At 61.2% G+C, this 18,723-nt stretch carries 11 protein-coding genes, 3 tRNA genes and 3 rRNA genes; 5 read left to right on the top strand and 12 right to left on the bottom strand.

What is annotated here, in order from left to right; translation table 11 throughout:
* Positions 1–76 precede the first annotated feature (76 nt).
* Positions 77–1,435, top strand: coding sequence for a TonB-dependent receptor plug domain-containing protein (locus P8R33_RS05415; RefSeq protein ID WP_278327978.1), 1,359 nt, complete (start codon positions 77–79; stop codon positions 1,433–1,435).
* Positions 1,380–3,038, top strand: a complete 1,659-nt coding sequence (locus P8R33_RS05410) for a TonB-dependent receptor domain-containing protein (protein WP_278327977.1) — start codon at positions 1,380–1,382, stop codon at positions 3,036–3,038. Before P8R33_RS05415 ends, P8R33_RS05410 begins: the two co-directional genes overlap by 56 nt.
* A gap of 81 nt (positions 3,039–3,119) precedes the next feature.
* On the opposite strand, the gene P8R33_RS05405 is transcribed toward P8R33_RS05410, so the two are convergent.
* The 4 genes from P8R33_RS05405 to P8R33_RS05390 are packed head-to-tail and all read right to left on the bottom strand — an operon-like array spanning position 3,120 to position 7,396.
* Positions 3,120–4,529 carry an efflux transporter outer membrane subunit gene (locus P8R33_RS05405; RefSeq protein ID WP_278327976.1) on the bottom strand — a complete coding sequence of 470 codons (1,410 nt, stop codon included), beginning with the start codon at positions 4,527–4,529 and terminating at the stop codon, positions 3,120–3,122.
* Complete coding sequence (locus tag P8R33_RS05400) at positions 4,526–5,524, bottom strand: efflux RND transporter periplasmic adaptor subunit (protein ID WP_278327975.1); 999 nt, start codon at positions 5,522–5,524, stop codon at positions 4,526–4,528. Before P8R33_RS05400 ends, P8R33_RS05405 begins: the two co-directional genes overlap by 4 nt.
* A gap of 1 nt (position 5,525) precedes the next feature.
* A complete protein-coding gene (locus P8R33_RS05395; RefSeq protein ID WP_278327974.1) occupies positions 5,526–6,260 on the bottom strand; it encodes an ABC transporter ATP-binding protein in 735 nt (244 codons plus the stop codon).
* Positions 6,260–7,396: an ABC transporter permease gene (locus P8R33_RS05390; protein ID WP_278327973.1), complete on the bottom strand. Its 1,137-nt coding sequence runs from the start codon at positions 7,394–7,396 to the stop codon at positions 6,260–6,262. Before P8R33_RS05390 ends, P8R33_RS05395 begins: the two co-directional genes overlap by 1 nt.
* 73 nt (positions 7,397–7,469) lie before the next feature.
* Between P8R33_RS05390 and P8R33_RS05385 the strand changes: the two genes are divergently transcribed.
* Positions 7,470–8,105, top strand: a complete 636-nt coding sequence (locus P8R33_RS05385; RefSeq protein WP_278327972.1) for a TetR/AcrR family transcriptional regulator — start codon at positions 7,470–7,472, stop codon at positions 8,103–8,105.
* Here P8R33_RS05385 and P8R33_RS05380 read toward each other — a convergent pair.
* From P8R33_RS05380 to P8R33_RS05345, 8 genes are all read right to left on the bottom strand, one after another.
* A complete protein-coding gene (locus tag P8R33_RS05380; protein WP_278327971.1) occupies positions 8,102–9,754 on the bottom strand; it encodes an acyl-CoA dehydrogenase family protein in 1,653 nt (550 codons plus the stop codon). The genes P8R33_RS05385 and P8R33_RS05380 overlap by 4 nt on opposite strands.
* Positions 9,747–10,235, bottom strand: coding sequence for a cyclic pyranopterin monophosphate synthase MoaC (gene moaC, locus P8R33_RS05375; RefSeq protein ID WP_278327970.1), 489 nt, complete (start codon positions 10,233–10,235; stop codon positions 9,747–9,749). The genes P8R33_RS05380 and moaC overlap by 8 nt, the downstream gene beginning before the upstream one ends.
* Positions 10,236–10,343: 108 nt before the next feature.
* Positions 10,344–10,420 (bottom strand) — tRNA-Met (locus P8R33_RS05370).
* A 112-nt stretch (positions 10,421–10,532) separates the two neighbouring features.
* Positions 10,533–10,647: ribosomal RNA gene (gene rrf, locus P8R33_RS05365) — 5S ribosomal RNA — on the bottom strand.
* Positions 10,648–10,760: 113 nt separating this feature from the next.
* A 23S ribosomal RNA gene (locus tag P8R33_RS05360) occupies positions 10,761–13,548 on the bottom strand.
* A 266-nt stretch (positions 13,549–13,814) separates the two neighbouring features.
* A tRNA-Ala gene (locus P8R33_RS05355) sits at positions 13,815–13,890 on the bottom strand.
* 15 nt (positions 13,891–13,905) lie between these two features.
* A tRNA-Ile gene (locus P8R33_RS05350) sits at positions 13,906–13,982 on the bottom strand.
* A 183-nt stretch (positions 13,983–14,165) separates the two neighbouring features.
* Positions 14,166–15,654, bottom strand: a 16S ribosomal RNA gene (locus P8R33_RS05345).
* Together the 16S, 23S and 5S rRNA genes with 3 tRNA genes alongside form the textbook arrangement of a ribosomal RNA operon.
* A gap of 703 nt (positions 15,655–16,357) precedes the next feature.
* Here P8R33_RS05345 and P8R33_RS05340 point away from each other — a divergent pair.
* Both P8R33_RS05340 and P8R33_RS05335 read left to right on the top strand, forming a co-directional pair.
* Positions 16,358–17,257, top strand: coding sequence for a glycosyltransferase family 2 protein (locus tag P8R33_RS05340; RefSeq protein ID WP_278327969.1), 900 nt, complete (start codon positions 16,358–16,360; stop codon positions 17,255–17,257).
* 4 nt (positions 17,258–17,261) lie between these two features.
* A complete protein-coding gene (locus tag P8R33_RS05335; protein ID WP_278327968.1) occupies positions 17,262–18,719 on the top strand; it encodes a lipopolysaccharide biosynthesis protein in 1,458 nt (485 codons plus the stop codon).
* The last annotated feature ends 4 nt before the right edge of the window (positions 18,720–18,723 follow it).

Genomic DNA, 18,723 nt, shown 5'->3' with positions numbered 1-18,723 from the left:
ACTCCCGAAAGAATTCATAATTCACTTTCGAGTGGAGGGTACGTGCAAAACGTGCGACCCGAGAGGGAGAGAGATCATGAAGCTTGGTTTGCGCCACACGTGCGCCTTCGGTGCGCTTGCAATTTCCACTCTGACAGCAGCGCCCGCCATCGCGCAGCAGGCCCCCGAAACCGCCGGTGCGAACGAGACGGATGACCGGATCGTCGTGACCGGCTCTTTCATTCGCGGCACGCCCGAAGATGCAGCTCTGCCCGTCGATGTCTTCACTGCCGACGATCTCGCCGAACAGGGCGTCGACAGCCCGCTCGAATTCATCAAGGAACTGCCTTCGGTCGGTGCTTCGCTCGGCGATACCAACCAGTTCTCGACCGATGCGCAAGGCTTCCAGGGCGTCGGCTCTCTCAACCTTCGCGGCCTCGGCCCCCAGCGCACGCTGGTCCTCGTCAATGGCAAGCGTACGATCCAGTCGCCTGGCTCGGGCTTCGTCGATACCCAGCTCATCCCGCTGTTCGCGCTTGAACGGATCGAGATCCTGAAGGACGGCGCGGCCGCAACCTACGGTTCTGATGCGATTGCGGGTGTGGCCAACTTCATCACCCGCTCCAATTTCACCGGCTTCGAAGTCCAGGCGGACTACAACTTCATCGACGGGTCGGACGACAATTACAGCATCAGCGGCCTCGTCGGTCTGGAGCTTGGCGACGACGCCAATTTGGTGTTCGGTGCGGGCTGGCAACACCGCTCCGAACTCGGCACATTCGAACGCGATTTCGTCAATGTCGGCTACGAAACCAATCCCTCGGCCTACTCTGCGCTCGCAACGCCCGGCCTCTTCGCTGCGACCTATTTCGACACGACGACCGGTGCGCTCGATACGCGCATCGCGCGCGACGTGGGGTGTGAGGAACTGGGCGGCACGATTGCCATCGGCCGCTGCTACTTCACATACGTCCCGTTCGACAATATCACCGAAGACGAAGACCGCTATCAGGTCTTCGGTCAGCTTACTGCCGATCTAGCTGACAATATCCGGTTCCAAGTGGACGGGATGTGGTCGCGCAGCGACCTGGAGTCGCTGAATTACTCGCCGTCTTTTCCGCCGACCCAAGGTCCCAACGGCTCGGGCTTTGTAAACGCTTTCACTACCTCGCCCAACAACCCCGGCGTTTCGGCCTTCCTCGACCAGGTCGGCCTGCCGCAGAGCTCCGCGGCGCTACCGCTCGTGGCTGTAACGAATGTGCTCTATCGCCCGTTCGGCTTCCTCGGCAATCCGCGCGATCCCGATCGCGGCGCCGGCACCGGCTTCGCATCGAACGACGCATGGCGCATCAGCGGCGGCTTCGACTGGGATATCAACCCCTCGCTGCGCCTGGAAGTGGATGGCACCTACTGGCGCCCCGGGCATCGTCGGCTCGCGCCTGCAGGCCGCGCTTAATGGCTTCGGCGGACCGGATTGTACCGGTACCACGCCGGGCGCAAACGGCTGCCAGTATTTCAACCCCTTCGTGAACGCCGGGCCGGGGAATGGCACTTACAATATTGCCAACCCCTTCTACGTTCCCGGAGCCGAGAACAGCGAGGAGCTGGTCGCCTGGTTGCAGGTCCCCAATGGCACGCGCGAATACGAGCAGCAGGTTGTGCTCGATCTCGTACTTTCGGGTGAAACCGGCATCGAGTTCAGTGGTGGGCCGCTGGCCTTCGCGGTCGGCGCGCAGGTGCGTGACAACGAGTTCAGCAGCCGGCCGCTCAACGACGAGTCGAACCTCGACATCAATCCGTGTTTCGTGGAAGGCGACACGAGCTGCGTCGGCACGACGACCGAAGGCGTCGGCCCGTTCATCTTCCTCGGCGGCTCACGTCCGACCCGGCTCAACCAGAGCGTTTATGCGTTCTTTGCCGAACTGAACGCCCCGATTACCGACTCGATCGAACTCGCTGCGGCAATCCGTTTCGAGGATTACGGCGATCCGATCGGCTCGACCATCAATCCGAAGGGCTCGGTACGCTGGGAGGTTACCGACTGGGTGACCCTGCGCGGCTCTGTCGGCACGACCTTCCGCGGTCCGCTCGCTTCCAACGTGTCGCCGAATTTCGTGACCGCGCTGGAAGGCTTCACGGCGGCAGGCGGAAATTACAAGTCGAAGGACATCTACGGCAATCCGACGAATCTTTCGCCGGAGACCGCCCTCACCTATAACATCGGCGCGATCTTCAATGCGCCGATCGGCGGCGCCGATGTCACCTTCTCCGTCGACTACTGGTCCATCGATCTGGAAGATCGCATCACCATCACTCCGGCGAACGCCATCGCCAGCCGGGTGGGCAATTTCCAGACTTCGGGCAACGAACCGGTCAATTGCTCCGATCCGCTGGCCAATCTGATCACCTTCTCGGGCAATCAGTGTATCCAGGGCGTGACGACGGGTATCGACATCAGCCGCGTTCGATCCGACTTCGTGAACGGTCCGGACGTCAAGATTTCCGGCCTCGATTTCGCGCTCAACGCGTCTTTCCCGATCGGCGACAATGCGACCTTCTCGTTCGGCGGGAATGCAGTCTACAATCTCGACTACAAGTTCGACGAGTTCGTGGTCCAGGGCGAGACTGTATTGCAGCCCTATGATGCGGTCGGTCTCGGCAACTACTTCCGCGATCCGAACACCGTACCGGAATGGCGCGCGAACGCCTTCGCAAACCTGCGGTTCGGGCCGGTCGCTGCGCGCTACTCGCTGGTGCATATCGATGGCGTGACCGACGACCGCTGCGTGAATGCGGACGGCTCCCTCCGCGATCCGTGCTTCACCACGGCAGACGGACAGGGCACCAATTTCGGTGTCGAGAGCGGATCCTATACCCAGCATGACATCGCCGTGACCTACGATCTGGTGTTGGCCGGTGCCGACCTGCAGCTGCAGGCTGCGATCGAAAACTTCACCGATGCCGAACCGGCCGAGGCGCAGCTGCCGCTGAGCTTCAACCCGTTCATCGGCAATGCGATCGGCCGCAACTACCGCGTCGGCATCCGCGCCCGCTTCTAAGCGACGCCGATATAGCGACAATAAAGGGCCCGGGGCGCAACGCCTCGGGCCCTTTATTCTCTCGTGGCTAAATAACCGCGGTCAGGGAAGGTCGCTGCCACCGAGCGCCTGCCACAGCAACACCCGCGCCCGCTGGACCCGGCCCGCAGCCGCGACCGCACGCTCGCCGCTCGCATCGGCAGCGCGGCGCGCCTCCAGCACAGTCAGGAAGTCCGACAGACCAGCTTCGTAGCGAGTGTTCGCGAGGCGCGCGGCACGCGCCAGCTCAGCGGCTTCACGTGCCGCAGCCTCGGCCTCTGCCGCCGCACCGGATACTACGCCATAGCCCGCCTCGGCATCGCCCAGTGCCGTATAGACCGCGCCGCGATAGGCCTGGAACGCGGCCTGCTTTTCTGCCGCCGCACCGTCGATCTCCGCCTCGATCCTGCCGAAGTCGAGCAGCGGGCCCGCCACGGAGCCGGCCAGCGAACCGACCAGCGAGTCCTCGTCGAACAGATCGGCGAGATTGAACGTCAGCAGCCCGACAACGGCGGACAGGTCGAATGTCGGAAACCGCCGCCGCGCTGTCGCAGCGAGTTCGGCATCTTCCGCCGCCAGGGTCGAGGCCGCTGCGAGGACATCCGGCCGATTGATCAGGAGGCTCGACGGGAGACTGGCCGGCACTGCGCCAATGCGAGGAGGCAGTGCCGCTTGTACAAGCGCGGAGCGGACCTGCTGCGCACTCTGGGCCGTCAGCGTCACCAGCCGTCCGACCAGGCGACTGCGTTCGCCTGCCAGCGCGGCCAGGCGGCTGCGCGAAGCACTCGCGGCGCTTTCCGCCCGCACGCGGTCGAAACCCGGTGCGATGCCCGCCCGTTCGCGCACGCCTGCCAGCCGTGCCAGTTCCTCGGCGGCGGCAAGGTCGGAGCGGATCGCGTCCTCACGACCCGACAACGTGCGCCAGTCGATAACGCTCGCTGCGATCTCCGCCAGAAGCGCATTGCGGACACCCCGCGCTGAGGCGCTGGCGGCATCCACCCGCGCCAGTGCCGCGCGCTCCTGTGCCCGTAGACGACCGAAGATGTCGGGATCCCAGCGGGCGGTCAGATTGGCGGCATAGGACACGCGCTCGGTATCGAAGGCGATGCCAGGCGGAAGGTTGCCACCGAATTGCGATGTATTGGTACGTTGCCCGGCGACCGAAGCATTTGCGCCGATGGACGGTAGTCGCTCGGCCCCGGCGCGGTCGGCCCCTGCACGTGCCTGTTCGATCCGCGCGGCCGCTTCACCCAAGGTCGGCGAGCCGGCGAGCGCCTGCGCGGCGAGCGTGTCGAATGCCGGGTCCTCGACCGGGAGTAGTGCCGAAGGCGCCACCTCTGTCGTCGCGTCCGGCGCATAGAAGTATGCCTCGGGCAAGACCGGCGCAGGTGTCGCAACTTCGGGCGGCGGGCCCGCCACGCAGCCAGCCAGCGCGAGCGCGCTCGCCGCGCACAAAAGCGATCGGCAGATCATTCCGCGTCACCCTGCGCTCCGGAGCCTGCCGGAATATAGGCGTCGACCTGCTGGCCGACGCGGAAGAGGCCATTGCTCTCCGGCAGTTCGTAAAGCACCTGAAGCACGCGCACATCGACGCGTTCTTGCGCCGAATTGGTGAGCGAGCGTTTGGGAACGACCAGCGGCTCTGCGCGAACGAAACTGGCCTTGACCCGGCGCTCGGCCGCCCCGCGCGGGCTGACGATGGCGTCGGCCCCCATGGCGACGCGCGCCGCCTGTTCCTCGTCGATATCGATGCGGACATAGAGGGGCTGGGTCTGGCCCATTTCGATGAAGGGCTGCGCATTGCCGCCGCCGCCCATTGTGGAGACATACTCGCCCTTGCGAATGTTCACCGCCAGGATCTCGCCGGCGATCGGGGCGCGGACGGTCAGGCGGGCGATCTCCGTTTGCGCCGAATTGGCTCGGGCCTGCGCGGCCTCCAGCCGTGCGCGCGCCAGCCGCAGGCGCTCGTTCGCCGACGCCGCCTCGCCCTCCGCCCGGATCACTTCCGCGCGACTGACGGCAGCCGGATCGTCGATATTACGATAGAGCGCCAGCTGGCGGCTCGCCGTCGCGCGGGCCGTGTTCGCCTCGGCAATGGAGGCCTGCGCTTCGGCAATGGCCGCACGCGCTTCCTGCAAGGATGCACGGGCTGCGCGGTCATCGACAGTGAAGAGCACCTGGCCCTCGCTCACCCTGTCGCCGGGCTGCACGAACAGACCGGTCACGAGGCCCGACAAAGCCGAGCCGATTTGCACCAATTCGCTCGACGGCTCGACGATGCCCGCCCCTGCCACCCGCGAGGATTCCGCCATGGCATCGGGTGCGCGCGGCGGTTCGCGATCGGGTTCGGTCAGTTCGCGGTCGGGCAGGCCGAAGAAGATGAAGATCACGGCCGCCACCAGCCCGATGATCGCGATCACCGGGAGTATCTGGCGCGAGAAGCTCATGTTCCTGAAGTCGAATGCCATGTCAGTGTCCTTCCGGCATCTCGCTGCCGTCATGCGTGATGCGGCCGTCCTCGAGCACGAGGATGCGGTCGGCGAGATCGAAAACGCGGTTGTCGTGAGTCACGATGATGCAGGCGCGGTCCTCGGCGACTGCAACTTCGCGCAGCAGGTCCATGACCCTGCGCCCGGAGGCGGCATCGAGCGCGGCGGTGGGTTCATCGCAGACCACCAAGCGCGGTTCGTGGACCAAGGCACGGGCGATGGCGACGCGTTGCTGCTGGCCGCCCGAAAGCTGGCTCGGCAGCTTGCCCGCCTGATTGCCGATATTCAGCTTTTCCAGCATGGCGACCGCCTTCTCGCGCGCCTCCAGCCGGTCCATCCCCTGCGCGATCAGCGGGACGGCAGCATTATTGGCCGCATCGATGGACGGGATCAGATTATACTGCTGGAAAATGAAGCCGATGTTGTTGAGGCGGAACTCGACCAGTTCGGTATCGGAGAGATCGTAAATGTCGGTGCCGAACACCTTCACTTCGCCCTCGGTCGGCCAGAGAATGCCGCACATGATCGAGATCAGCGTCGTCTTCCCCGATCCGCTTTCGCCGACAACATAGGTCAGCTCGCCGGCGCGAATATCGACATCGATGCCGTGCAGCACGGTGATCGTCTGCTGGCCCGCCTTGAAGTCGCGCGTCACCCCGCGAGAGCAAATCGCGGCCTTTGCCGTGGTAGCAGCCTGGATATCGGTCTCGGCCATCAGCGGAACACCGAAGCAGGCTCTGTCTTGAGCACATTGCGCAGTGCCAGCCAGCCGGTCAGCGCAAGGATGACGAACACCGCCGCCATGCTGATAAGGGGGATCTGCCAGGGGATGTAGAAGCCCTTGAAGGTCGGGTTGCCCGAGAAACCCCAAATGAAGAACACCGTACCCAGCACGCCCAGCCCATAGCCGATCAGTCCGACGAGCCCCGCCTGTGCCGCCACCATCTTGCGGATCTTCCCATTGGTTACGCCAATCGCCTTCAGCGCGCCGAATTGCTTGATATTGTCGCGGATGAAGAGGCTGAAGGTCAGGCCGACGATCGCGACACCGACGATGAAGCCGAGCAGCACCGTAATCCCGAAGTTGAGTGGTATCCCGGTGTTCTGGATGATGAAATCGACCCCGTCCTGCGCGAACTCGTCGCGGGTGCGGGCGCGCAGGCCGGTCTGTTCCTCGATACGCCGGGTCAGCTCCTCGGGCGAGACACCATGCTCCGCCCCGACCAGCACGAAGGACAGGCGATTGCGCGTGCCCGGGACATAGCGCAGCGCCTGGCTGTATTTGGTATAGAGCGTGACCTGGCTGGTGAAGCTGGGGATGGCATCGGCCACGCCGCGGATCACCGCGCGCTGGTCGTTAAGCTCGAGCCGCTCGCCGATGGGAGAGCGGCCGTCTTCGAACATACGCGTCAGCCCGACATCGTCGATAATGACGCTATCGGGCTGGGACAGGACATCGGGGCTGCCGACAGTCATCCGCTTGGGCAGGCCGATCAGCGTCGCATCGTCCACGCCGATCACCGACACGCCTTCCAGATCGCCCTCGCTGGTGCGGACGCTGGCCCCGGCGCGAAGATGCGGCACCGCCCATTCGACGCCCGTCACGCCGCGCACCTTGTCCAGCGCGGTCGACGGCATGGGGAAGTTCACATCGGTCGTGCGGCTGACCGGGTCCATGACCCAGACATCGGCGCTCGACACATTATACGTCCCGCTCGCCCCGCGCTCGATCAAATTGACGAAGATGGTCAGCTGCTGCGTGATGAGCAGGGTGGAAAAAGCGATGCCGAAGACGAGCCCGTAGAACTTCTGCGCGTCCCCGGTCAGCATGCGGATCGCGATCCAGATCATGCGCTTGCTTGCCTTCCCTTTGCGACTCGTCCATTACTGAACGGAGGCGTTCAACTGAACGGGACCGTTCACTTTGTCAAGCGACGTTAATAGAAGAGGGGGGCGGCCCGTCGATACCGCAAAGCGCAAAGCGATTATCGCCGCCGCGACGCGCGCCTTCTTCAATCGCGGGTTCGCCGCCGCCTCGATCGAGCAGGTGGCCGCCGATGCGGGTGTGTCCAAAGTCACGGTCTACAACCATTTCGGGGACAAACGCGGGCTGTTCGTCGCCTCGGTCGAAACCCAGTGCGAGATAATGCGCGGCCATTTCTCGATCGGAGAAATGCCGCGCGGTACCTTGCGCGAACGCCTGCTCGCCATCGGCGAGGCGATGGTCGCCTTCCTCTCGCGCGACGAGATGGTGCAGTTCGAACGACGCATCGCAGCCGAGACCGAGCACGAGCCGAAGATCGGCAAGGCCTTCCTCGCTGCGGGGCCGCACCGGATGAAGAAAGCCTTCAGCGCCCTCATCGCCGCACTCAACGACGCGGGTGAGCTTGAGGCCGATGATCCAGAGCTAGCGGCCGAGCAATTCGCGAGCATGTGCAAAGGCATGGGCGACCTCGAAAGGCGCTTCGGCCAGCCCATCGACCAGAAGCGCAATCGTGAGAGGATCGAGGGCGCGGTCGAGGTTTTCTGCCGCGCCTATGCGACTGCGGGCGACTGCTAGCCGCGCTGCTCGTGGAGCAAGCCCCGCGCAATCACCTGAGCCTGGATTTCTGCAGCGCCTTCGAAAATGTTGAGGATGCGCGCGTCGCATAGGACCCGGCTGATCGGGTATTCGAGCGCGTAGCCATTCCCGCCGTGGATCTGCACTGCATTGTCGGCAGCACTCCAAGCGACGCGCGCGGCCAACAGTTTCGCCATCCCTGCCTCGATATCGCAGCGCTCGTCCTTGTCCTTGTGCCGCGCGGCGGAATAAGTGAGTTCGCGCGCCACCACGATTTCGGCGAGCATCAGCGCCAGCTTGTCGGACACGCGCGGAAACTCGATCAGCGCCTTGCCGAATTGCTTGCGGTCGAGCGCGTATTGCAGGCCGAGGTCGAAGGCGTTCCATGCAACCCCGATCGCCCGCGCGGCCGTCTGAATGCGGGCCCCTTCGAAAGTCCGCATGAGCTGCTTGAATCCCTCGCCCTCATTGCCGCCGAGCAGCCCCTCGGCGCGCACGCGAAAGCCATCGAAGCCGAGCGTGTACTCCTTCATCCCGCGATAGCCGAGGACCTCGATTTCCTCGCCCGAGAGGCCGTGATCGGGAAAGTCGAGGCCTTGTGCCCCGCGCGTTTTCTCGGCGATCAGCATCGACAGTCCGCCATAGCCAGGCTCTTCGGGATCGGTGCGGACCATCATGGTCATGAGATCTGCGCGGGCGGCATGGGTAATCCACGTCTTCGCGCCGTGTACCTTCCAGCTGCCATCGTCGAGCCGCGTCGCTCGCGTCCGCACCGACGCGAGGTCGGAGCCCGTGTCGGGTTCGGTGAATACAGCAGTCGGCAGCAGCGAACCGTCGGCGATGCCCGGCAGCCAGCGCTCCTTCTGCTCTGTCGTACCGTTCTTCCCGATCAGCTCCCCCGCAATTTCCGAGCGCGTGCCGAGCGAGCCGGCACAAATCCACCCGCGCGAAAGCTCCTCCGACACGACCGACATCGCGAGTTTTCCGAGGCCGAGACCACCGTACTCCTCGTCGATGCAGATCGCGAACACGCCGAGTTCGGCCATCTGCTCGACAGTCTTCAATGGGATCAGTTCGTCCGCAAGATGCCAGCTTTGAGCGTTCGGCGTAATTTTGGCGGCAGTGAATGTGCGGAACTGGGTACGGATCAGGTCGAGCGTCGCATCACCCAGCCCCTCGTCGGGTCGCGAGCCGTCCGCTGCAAGCGCAGCAAGCCGGGCGCGCTTTGCTGCGGTATTCCCTTCGCGCAAGAACCACGCGACATGGGGATCGTCGCGTAGCTTGGCTGCCGCGTCCCCAGCGCCGAAGTCCTCCGGCCTGACGATTTCGGTCTGGCTCATCGGAAGGCCGCCGACGAGCTGGCCGCAATATTCGCCGAACGCGATGGACAGCACCAGCTCTTCGACCTCACCGAAAGACTCGCAAGCGTGCGCGCGCCGTGCCCAGTCGAGACCCGCCTCGAGCGCTGCGACGAGGGTCGCAGCCCAAGCGTAGCCATGCGCCCGGCGCTGTTCTGCCTCGAGCAGTGCAGGCGATAGCCGGCCGTCCTCGCGCACAGCCGAGCCGACCAGCTCCCGCAATGTTCCGATGTAATGCCCCATAGCTGTATACGCGTCGGTCGCTGTGGCCAGGAGATTGTCGTCATTCATCGCCAGACTCCCGCTGCCAGTCGCCGCTTGTGCCGCCCGTCTTGCTGTCCACTCGGACCTCGCCCATCACCATGCCGCGGTCGATCGCCTTGAGCATGTCGTAGACCGTCAGACCCGCGACCGTCGCAGCCGTCAGAGCCTCCATTTCGACCCCGGTTGGCCCGGTGGTGACCACGCTCGCAGCGATACGGAAGCCTGGCAGATCACAATCTGCCCGGACCGTCACTTCGGCTTTCGCCAAAGGAAGCGGATGGCAGAGCGGAATGAGTTCGGCAGTCCGCTTAGCCGCCATCATGCCCGCGAGTTCCGCAGTCGCTATTACTGCGCCCTTGGGCGTGCGGCCAGCAACGACCGCATCAACGGTTTCTCGCTGGCAAGTTAGCACAGCGCGGGCCTTGGCCTCGCGCCGGGTCGTCGGCTTGGCGGAGACATCGACCATGCGTGCCCTGCCAGTTTCGTCCAAATGAGTGAGCCCTTTCATCGTCACGTACCCTGCCTCGCCTTGCGCTCCGCGCCAAGCCTTTGTGCCGCTGTAAACGACAAAACCCCGCCGCTCCGGAGGGAGCTAGCGGGGTCTATCGGGTGATATTGGTTGCGGGGGTTGGATTTGAACCAACGACCTTCAGGTTATGAGCCTGACGAGCTACCGGACTGCTCCACCCCGCGGCACCGTGATCTCGTGGACAGAGTCCAGAGACGAAAAAACCGCCGCGCGGTTTGCACCGGCAGCGGCTTTTGAAATCGTGAATGGGTTTATACCGCGCCCGCCGGCTGTAATGCCTGGCGACGACCTACTCTTCCAGTGCTTGAGCACTAGTACCATCGGCGCTGTCTGGTTTCACGGCCGAGTTCGAGATGGGATCGGGTGGGTCACAGACGCTATAGCCACCAAGCAATAAAGCAGGCGGGCGGGTTTAAATCGATGCTGTTGAGCTTTCTGGGCTTATCCGGCTTCGAAGTTTCCTCCGATCGCAGACAGCAGGGCTGTCGTTGATGGTATGGATCCTACAAGCGCGAAAAGAACTATTAGGACCGGTTAGCTACACGCATTACTGCGCTTCCACACCCGGCCTATCAACGTCGTGGTCTACGACGGTTCGAAGATTGCTTATCTTAAGGGAGGCTTCCCGCTTAGATGCTTTCAGCGGTTATCCCGTCCGTACATAGCTACCCTGCGGCACCCTTGGCAGGATGACAGGTACACCAGAGGTACGTTCACCCCGGTCCTCTCGTACTAGGGGCAACTCCTTTCAACAATCGACGCCCACGGCAGATAGGGACCAAACTGTCTCGCGACGTTCTGAACCCAGCTCACGTACCACTTTAATTGGCGAACAGCCAAACCCTTGGGACCTGCTCCAGCCCCAGGATGTGATGAGCCGACATCGAGGTGCCAAACGATTCCGTCGATATGAGCTCTTGGGAATCATCAGCCTGTTATCCCCGGCGTACCTTTTATCCGTTGAGCGATGGCCCTTCCACGAGGGACCACCGGATCACTATGACCGACTTTCGTCTCTGCTCGACTCGTCAGTCTCGCAGTCAGGCAGGCTTATGCCATTGCACTCTTGCAGACGGTTTCCAACCGTCCTGAGCCTACCATCGCGCGCCTCCGTTACTCTTTAGGAGGCGACCGCCCCAGTCAAACTACCCGCCACAGAGGGTCCCTACACCGGATAACGGTGCGAGGTTAGACATCAGAAAACAGCAGGGTGGTATTTCACCTATGGCTCCACGACAGCTGGCGCCGTCGCTTCAAAGCCTCCCACCTATGCTACACAACTCTTTCCTAATGCCACTCTGAAGCTGCAGTAAAGGTGCACGGGGTCTTTCCGTCTAACCGCGGGTACTCCGCATCTTCACGGAGAATTCAATTTCGCTGAGCATATCCTGGAGACAGTGGGGAAGTCGTTACGCCATTCGTGCAGGTCGGAACTTACCCGACAAGGAATTTCGCTACCTTAGGACCGTTATAGTTACGGCCGCCGTTTACTCGGGCTTCAATTCGGAGCTTGCACTCCTCCTCTTAACCTTCGAGCACCGGGCAGGCGTCACACCCTATACGTCGTCTTGAAGCCGACTTAGCAGAGTGCTGTGTTTTTGCTAAACAGTCGCTACCCCCTGGCCTGTGCCCCCCACAAAGACTTGCGTCGATATGGGGCCTCCTTCTTCCGAAGGTACGGAGGCAATTTGCCGAGTTCCTTCAGGATACTTCTCTCAAGCGCCTTGGTATACTCTACCTGACCACCTGTGTCGGTTTCGGGTACGGTCTATACGGAGAGGCTATTTCCTGGAACCGCTTGGCTGCCCTCACAATCCAATAAGTGAGAACAACGTCCACGATCCGTCACACATCTCCAGGCCCACGAATATTTACGTGGTTCCCATCGACTACCCCCTTCGGGCTCGTCTTAGGGGCCGGCTAACCCTACGCTGATTAGCATTGCGTAGGAACCCTTGGTCTTTCGGCGACAGGGCATCTCACCCTGTTTGTCGCTACTCATGTCAGCATTCGCACTTCCGATACGTCCAGCGTCGGTTACCCTTCGCCTTCACTCGCTTACGGAACGCTCCGCTACCGCTGCAGTAAACTGCAACCCTAAGCTTCGGTGCATATCTTTAGCCCCGTTACATCTTCGCCGCAGGAACCCTTATTTAGACCAGTGAGCTGTTACGCTTTCTTTAAAGGATGGCTGCTTCTAAGCCAACCTCCTGGTTGTTTTGGGATTCCCACATGCTTTCCCACTTAGATATGACTTGGGGACCTTAGCTGTAGGTTAGGGCTGTTTCCCTTTTGACGACGGACCTTAGCACCCGCCGTCTGTCTGCTGGACAAGACTCGATGGTATTCGGAGTTTGGTTAGGTTTGGTACCGCTCGCGCAGCCCTAGCCCATCCAGTGCTCTACCCCCATCGGCATACATCCAACGCTCTACCTCAATAGATTTCGCGGAGAACCAGCTATTTCCCGGCTTGATTGGCCTTTCACCCCTAAACACAGCTCATCCGAGAATTTTTCAACATTCAACGGTTCGGTCCTCCAGTGCGTGTTACCGCACCTTCAACCTGGCCATGCCTAGATCGCCGGGGTTCGGGTCTAATCCATCATACTCTGTCGCCCTGTTCAGACTCGCTTTCGCTGCGCCTACACCTAACGGCTTAAGCTTGCATGGTAGATTAAGTCACTGACCCATTATGCAAGAGGTACGCTGTCACCCCCTATGGGGCTCCAACTGCTTGTAAGCATCCGGTTTCAGGTACTGTTTCACTCCCCTAATCGGGGTGCTTTTCACCTTTCCCTCACGGTACTGTGTTCGCTATCGGTCATGTGCGAGTATTTAGGCTTGGAGGGTGGTCCCCCCATGTTCAGACAGGATTACACGTGTCCCGCCCTACTCGAATCTTCTTCGGTCATTTTCACGTACGGGGCTGTCACCCGCTATGGCCACTCTTTCCAAAGTGTTCCGCTAATTAACGAAGAAGCATTGGCCTGGTCCCGGTTCGCTCGCCACTACTACGGGAATCTCTGTTGATGTCTTTTCCTCCGGGTACTGAGATGTTTCAGTTCCCCGGGTTCGCTTCACCAAACCTATATATTCAGTCTGGTGATACCTTATCCACCTCTCCCGCCACCCGCGAACGGATGATGGAAGAAATGGTGAAGGTGGGTTTCCCCATTCGGAAATCGCCGGATCAAAGATTGCTCACATCTCCCCGACGCTTATCGCAGCGTGCCACGTCCTTCATCGCCTGCACATGCCAAGGCATCCACCAAATGCTCTTACCTCACGCTTGAGAATCCACACCATCAACGACAGACCTGCATAAAAGTCTGCAGTCTTAAGATGATGCGGAGGAATATCTCAGCCAGATAATCATTTTGATTGATCTTGTTGTGATGCATCGATCGCACGATCGGCCAAAGCCAACCAGACAATCAATGCGCCACGGCATCGATTTAAAAACCCATTCACAATGTCAAAGATCGCAAGCGGCAAATCCGCTTACTACCGACCGAAGCCGGATAGCGTTTCGTTTCATCTCTGGAGTATGTCGAAAGCTGGTGGAGCCTATCGGGATCGAACCGATGACCCCCTGCTTGCAAAGCAGGTGCTCTCCCAGCTGAGCTAAGGCCCCGCACCAATTTCGAAATGGTAGGTCCGAGTGGATTTGAACCACCGACCTCACCCTTATCAGGGGTGCGCTCTAACCAACTGAGCTACGGACCTACACCGCCATCGACGGCAATTAAGCCGCGAGGGGCGTGAGCCGGCTCAGGCGTCATGCCGCACAAGTTTACGCCTGTGAGGCAATCTCCAGTGATGAAAGGACATGAGGACGACGGCAATGTTCTTTGGAAGCCGCGAAGCTCTTCCGAACGCTAGGTTCGGCGCTTTCGTGACCATCCTTAGAAAGGAGGTGATCCAGCCGCAGGTTCCCCTACGGCTACCTTGTTACGACTTCACCCCAGTCGCTGAACCCACCGTGGTTGGCTGCCTCCTGCAAGCAGGTTAGCGCACCACCTTCGGGTGAATCCAACTCCCATGGTGTGACGGGCGGTGTGTACAAGGCCTGGGAACGTATTCACCGCGGCATGCTGATCCGCGATTACTAGCGATTCCGCCTTCATGCTCTCGAGTTGCAGAGAACAATCCGAACTGAGACATCTTTTGGAGATTAGCTAACCCTCGCGGGATCGCTGCTCACTGTAGATGCCATTGTAGCACGTGTGTAGCCCAGCCTGTAAGGGCCATGAGGACTTGACGTCATCCCCACCTTCCTCCGGCTTATCACCGGCAGTTTCCTTAAAGTGCCCAACTAAATGATGGCAACTAAGGACGAGGGTTGCGCTCGTTGCGGGACTTAACCCAACATCTCACGACACGAGCTGACGACAGCCATGCAGCACCTGTCACTAGGTCCCCGAAGGGAAGGAATCTGTCTCCAGAAACCGTCCTAGGATGTCAAAGGCTGGTAAGGTTCTGCGCGTTGCTTCGAATTAAACCACATGCTCCACCGCTTGTGCAGGCCCCCGTCAATTCCTTTGAGTTTTAATCTTGCGACCGTACTCCCCAGGCGGATAACTTAATGCGTTAGCTGCGCCACCCAAGCTCTATGAGCCCGGACAGCTAGTTATCATCGTTTACGGCGTGGACTACCAGGGTATCTAATCCTGTTTGCTCCCCACGCTTTCGCACCTCAGCGTCAATAACTGTCCAGTGAGTCGCCTTCGCCACTGGTGTTCTTCCGAATATCTACGAATTTCACCTCTACACTCGGAATTCCACTCACCTCTCCAGTATTCTAGCCATCCAGTTTCAAGGGCAGTTCCGGGGTTGAGCCCCGGGATTTCACCCCTGACTTGAAAAGCCGCCTACGTGCGCTTTACGCCCAGTAATTCCGAACAACGCTAGCTCCCTCCGTATTACCGCGGCTGCTGGCACGGAGTTAGCCGGAGCTTATTCTCCAGGTACTGTCATTATCATCCCTGGTAAAAGAGCTTTACAACCCTAAGGCCTTCATCACTCACGCGGCATTGCTGGATCAGGCTTTCGCCCATTGTCCAATATTCCCCACTGCTGCCTCCCGTAGGAGTCTGGGCCGTGTCTCAGTCCCAGTGTGGCTGATCATCCTCTCAGACCAGCTAAGGATCGTCGGCTTGGTAGGCTTTTACCCCACCAACTACCTAATCCTACGCGGGCCCATCCAAAGGCGATAAATCTTTGGTCCGAAGACATTATCCGGTATTAGCAGTCATTTCTAACTGTTATTCCGAACCTAAGGGCAGGTTCCCACGCGTTACGCACCCGTGCGCCACTAACCCCGAAGGGTTCGTTCGACTTGCATGTGTTAGGCATGCCGCCAGCGTTCGTTCTGAGCCAGGATCAAACTCTCAAGTTTGTGTCACACACCAATCAAGCACGGGGATAACCCCGCCAGCCTGCTTGGCATGAGCTTCAAGGAGCCGATACCTGCACTGTCAAACGTAATGGATACGAATGAACATGCATCATCGCAGACCGCCTGTGGAGGCGATCAGGATGTGGCGTCGGCTTGAGTTAACCGGTTACCGGAGCCTTGAGGTCCCCGGACCGGGCGCCGTCGCCCACATGTCCCTTCATCAAAAACCAACAATGTCAAAGAGCCGCTCAACAATGTCAGAGGGGACAGCTTTTGTTCCCCCGATTGATACCGGGGGGACCGGCTGTCTCTCTATGTTGGCGACCGATGCGGTGGGCGGTGGAAGCCGCCAGCGCCGCGTCGGTGAGGGCCATCTAGGGGTGACCTCGGATTCGGTCAACGGGTTTTTGCAATTTTATTGCGTCTTTTTTGCAGAACCGCGGAATTCCGCGGGTTTTGCGCCCCGTCTCGCCAAACAGAGATAGGAGGCCTGCGGTAACTTTCAACCGCAGGCCGGGAAGAAGCGAGCGGTGCGAGCCGATTCACGCCCTTCCAACAGCCGATTCAGTCATCGATTCACCTGCGAATCTCGATCCCGCCGACCGATTCACCTTCGAAACCCGATTCTCGCCTTCATAAGGATTCGCCGCTAAGCACTTCCCAGCCGCCCCGCTGGACGGGGCACGACGGGGATTGGGTTCGCATGACAGACGATATGGTAGACGCCGATAAAGGCAGCCTGCCCGCTCCCGCCGTCTCACTCGTCCTGCCCGTATATAATGGAGAGCGGTATCTGGCCGAGGCACTGGATTCGATCTTCGCGCAGAGCTTCACCGATTTCGAGCTGATCGCAGTCGACGATTGTTCGAGCGATACCACGCCTCGCATTTTGGCAGACTATGCCGGGCGCCATCCGAACATGCGCGTTATCCGCAACGCAAAGAACGCCAAGCTTCCGGCGACGCTCAACAACGGTTTTCGCGAGGCGCGCGGTGCATGGTTCAGCTGGACGTCCGACGACAACACGCTCGATCCCGATATGCTCGCGCGGCTCCATGCAGCTGCCGAAGCGGGCGATGCCGACATATACTATGCCGACTTCCGCTTCATCGATGCGGACGGCGAGGTGACGGGGTCGTGCCGCGCCGGCGAGCCGCACGAGATCGTCGTGGGCAACCCGATCGGGTGCTGCTTCCTCTATAGGCGAGAGGTGGACGAAGCCCTCGGCGGGTATGACGAAGCCTTGTTCGGCGTAGAGGATTACGATTTCTGGCTGCGTGCGGAACGCGCCGGCTTCCGCTTCGAGACGATCCACGAGGAACTCTACAGCTATCGCCGCCATGGCGGCAGCCTGACCTCTACGCGCGCGAAGCATATATATGGGCTGTCCGGTCCGATCATGCTGGAATCGATCGAGCAGTTGCCGAAGTCCCCCTGGCGCGCCTTCGCCTATCTCAACCTGGCGACACGCGACCCGTACCATCTGCGGTGGGGCCTGCTGCGGCGCGCGTGGCGGGACCACCCGCCGACCGTCATGGGCAATTTGCGCAAGGTGGCAGGCTGGCTTCGTTTCGCGCTGAGCGTCAGGCTGGGCAGAGGCTGACACGATGAGCGCGGCCAAGATCGACACGCAAGGTTTGCGCATGCTGGTGCGCAAGGCAGTGATCTGGCGCTCGGGCTCGCAGATCGTCAGCCAGCTGATCGCCTGGGCTTCGACCTTCCTGGTCCTGCGCATTCTCGATCCGGCCGATTACGGCCTGTATGCGATGGCAGCGGTTGTCCTGACCTTGCTCGGCCTGCTCAATGGCTATGGCCTTGCCAATGCGCTGATCCAGCGCGAGGAGGTGAACCGCAAGGAGCTTCGCCAGCTATTCGGCATGCTGCTGGTGCTCAACATTCTTTTGGCCGTTGCGCAGGCGATCGCCGCGCCGGTCATCGCCCGGTTCTACGATCAGCCCGAGGTGGCCGACCTTCTGCGAGTGCTTGCGCTGGTCTTCCTGACGAACCCCTTCCTCGCTCTGGGCTATGCGATCCTTTCGCGCGCGATGGACTTCAAGCGGCAGGCGCAGGTCAACCTTGCCACGGCCATGTTGGGTGCAGTGGTGGCTCTGGCCGGCGCTCTGGCAGGTTTAGGCGTATGGACGCTGGTGCTCGCGCCGCTTTCGGTGTTCGTCACGCGGGCGGTTGCGATGACGATCGTCGCGCGCGCCTTCATGTGGCCGAGCTTCGATTTTCGCGGGGCCGGTGCCATCGCGAGTTTCGGCGGGGCGGTGACGCTGTCCAGCATCTTCTATTTCCTGCAAACGCAATCGGACGTCGTCATCGCCGGTCGCAATTTCGATGCCGCGACGGTCGGCCTTTATACGACCGCGCTGTTCCTCGCGCAGATCTTCGTCAACAAGGTGGTGCCGCCGCTGAATGAAGTCGCCTTCACGGCGCTGTCGCGGGCGCAAGCAGACCGCGAGGCCTTCGCCAACGGGTTCCTGATCTCGGTACACGGTATTATGCTGCTCGCCATTCCGTTTTGTCTCGGCCTGGCCGTGACCGCCGAACCTTTCGTGCGCGTCTTGCTGGGCGAGAAATGGCTCGGCATCGTCCCGCTGTTGCAGGTGCTTGGCTGCGCCATGCCGTGGATGGTACTGCAAGTGCTCTTCGCTCCGGCCACCAATGCCGCGGGCCGCCCCGGCATCGCGGTGCGCAATGCGGCCATCGGGGCGCTGGTCATGCCGCTCGCCTTCATCTTGGCGGTCCAGTGGGGGATCGAGGGGATGGCCTGGGCGTGGCTCGCGGCATATCCGGTCATCGCGCTGATCACCGCGGCCACTTCGCTGCCCGCCATCGGTGTGTCGCCGGCCCGGTTGCTCGCCGCGATCCTGCCCGCGACCCTTGCCGGCATGGTCATGGCACTCGCGGTATATCTCGCGGACAAGGCGCTGGCCGATGCCGAGCCTGTCCTGCGCCTCGTCGCGCTAGTTGCGCTTGGCGCGACGATCTACTGTGGCTGGCTTTTCCTGTTCGCGCGCGAGCGGTTGCTCGAGTTCATCGCGCTCGTCCGCAATCGCTAGGCAT

It is taken from the genome of Qipengyuania flavescens (assembly GCF_029688735.1).
In the GTDB taxonomy this organism is placed as follows: Bacteria; Pseudomonadota; Alphaproteobacteria; order Sphingomonadales; family Sphingomonadaceae; genus Qipengyuania.
This window is presented reverse-complemented; position numbering and strand designations above follow the sequence as displayed.

Excerpts from the sequence above, each read along its gene's own strand:
- P8R33_RS05415 (WP_278327978.1), top strand. The coding sequence starts at position 77 with ATGAAGCTTGGTTTGCGCCACACGTGCGCCTTCGGTGCGCTTGCAATT.
- P8R33_RS05410 (WP_278327977.1), top strand. The coding sequence starts at position 1,380 with ATGGCACCTACTGGCGCCCCGGGCATCGTCGGCTCGCGCCTGCAGGCC.
- P8R33_RS05405 (WP_278327976.1), bottom strand. The coding sequence starts at position 4,529 with ATGATCTGCCGATCGCTTTTGTGCGCGGCGAGCGCGCTCGCGCTGGCT.
- P8R33_RS05400 (WP_278327975.1), bottom strand. The coding sequence starts at position 5,524 with ATGGCATTCGACTTCAGGAACATGAGCTTCTCGCGCCAGATACTCCCG.
- P8R33_RS05395 (WP_278327974.1), bottom strand. The coding sequence starts at position 6,260 with ATGGCCGAGACCGATATCCAGGCTGCTACCACGGCAAAGGCCGCGATT.
- P8R33_RS05390 (WP_278327973.1), bottom strand. The coding sequence starts at position 7,396 with ATGATCTGGATCGCGATCCGCATGCTGACCGGGGACGCGCAGAAGTTC.
- P8R33_RS05380 (WP_278327971.1), bottom strand. The coding sequence starts at position 9,754 with ATGAATGACGACAATCTCCTGGCCACAGCGACCGACGCGTATACAGCT.
- moaC (WP_278327970.1), bottom strand. The coding sequence starts at position 10,235 with ATGAAAGGGCTCACTCATTTGGACGAAACTGGCAGGGCACGCATGGTC.
- P8R33_RS05340 (WP_278327969.1), top strand. The coding sequence starts at position 16,358 with ATGACAGACGATATGGTAGACGCCGATAAAGGCAGCCTGCCCGCTCCC.
- P8R33_RS05335 (WP_278327968.1), top strand. The coding sequence starts at position 17,262 with ATGAGCGCGGCCAAGATCGACACGCAAGGTTTGCGCATGCTGGTGCGC.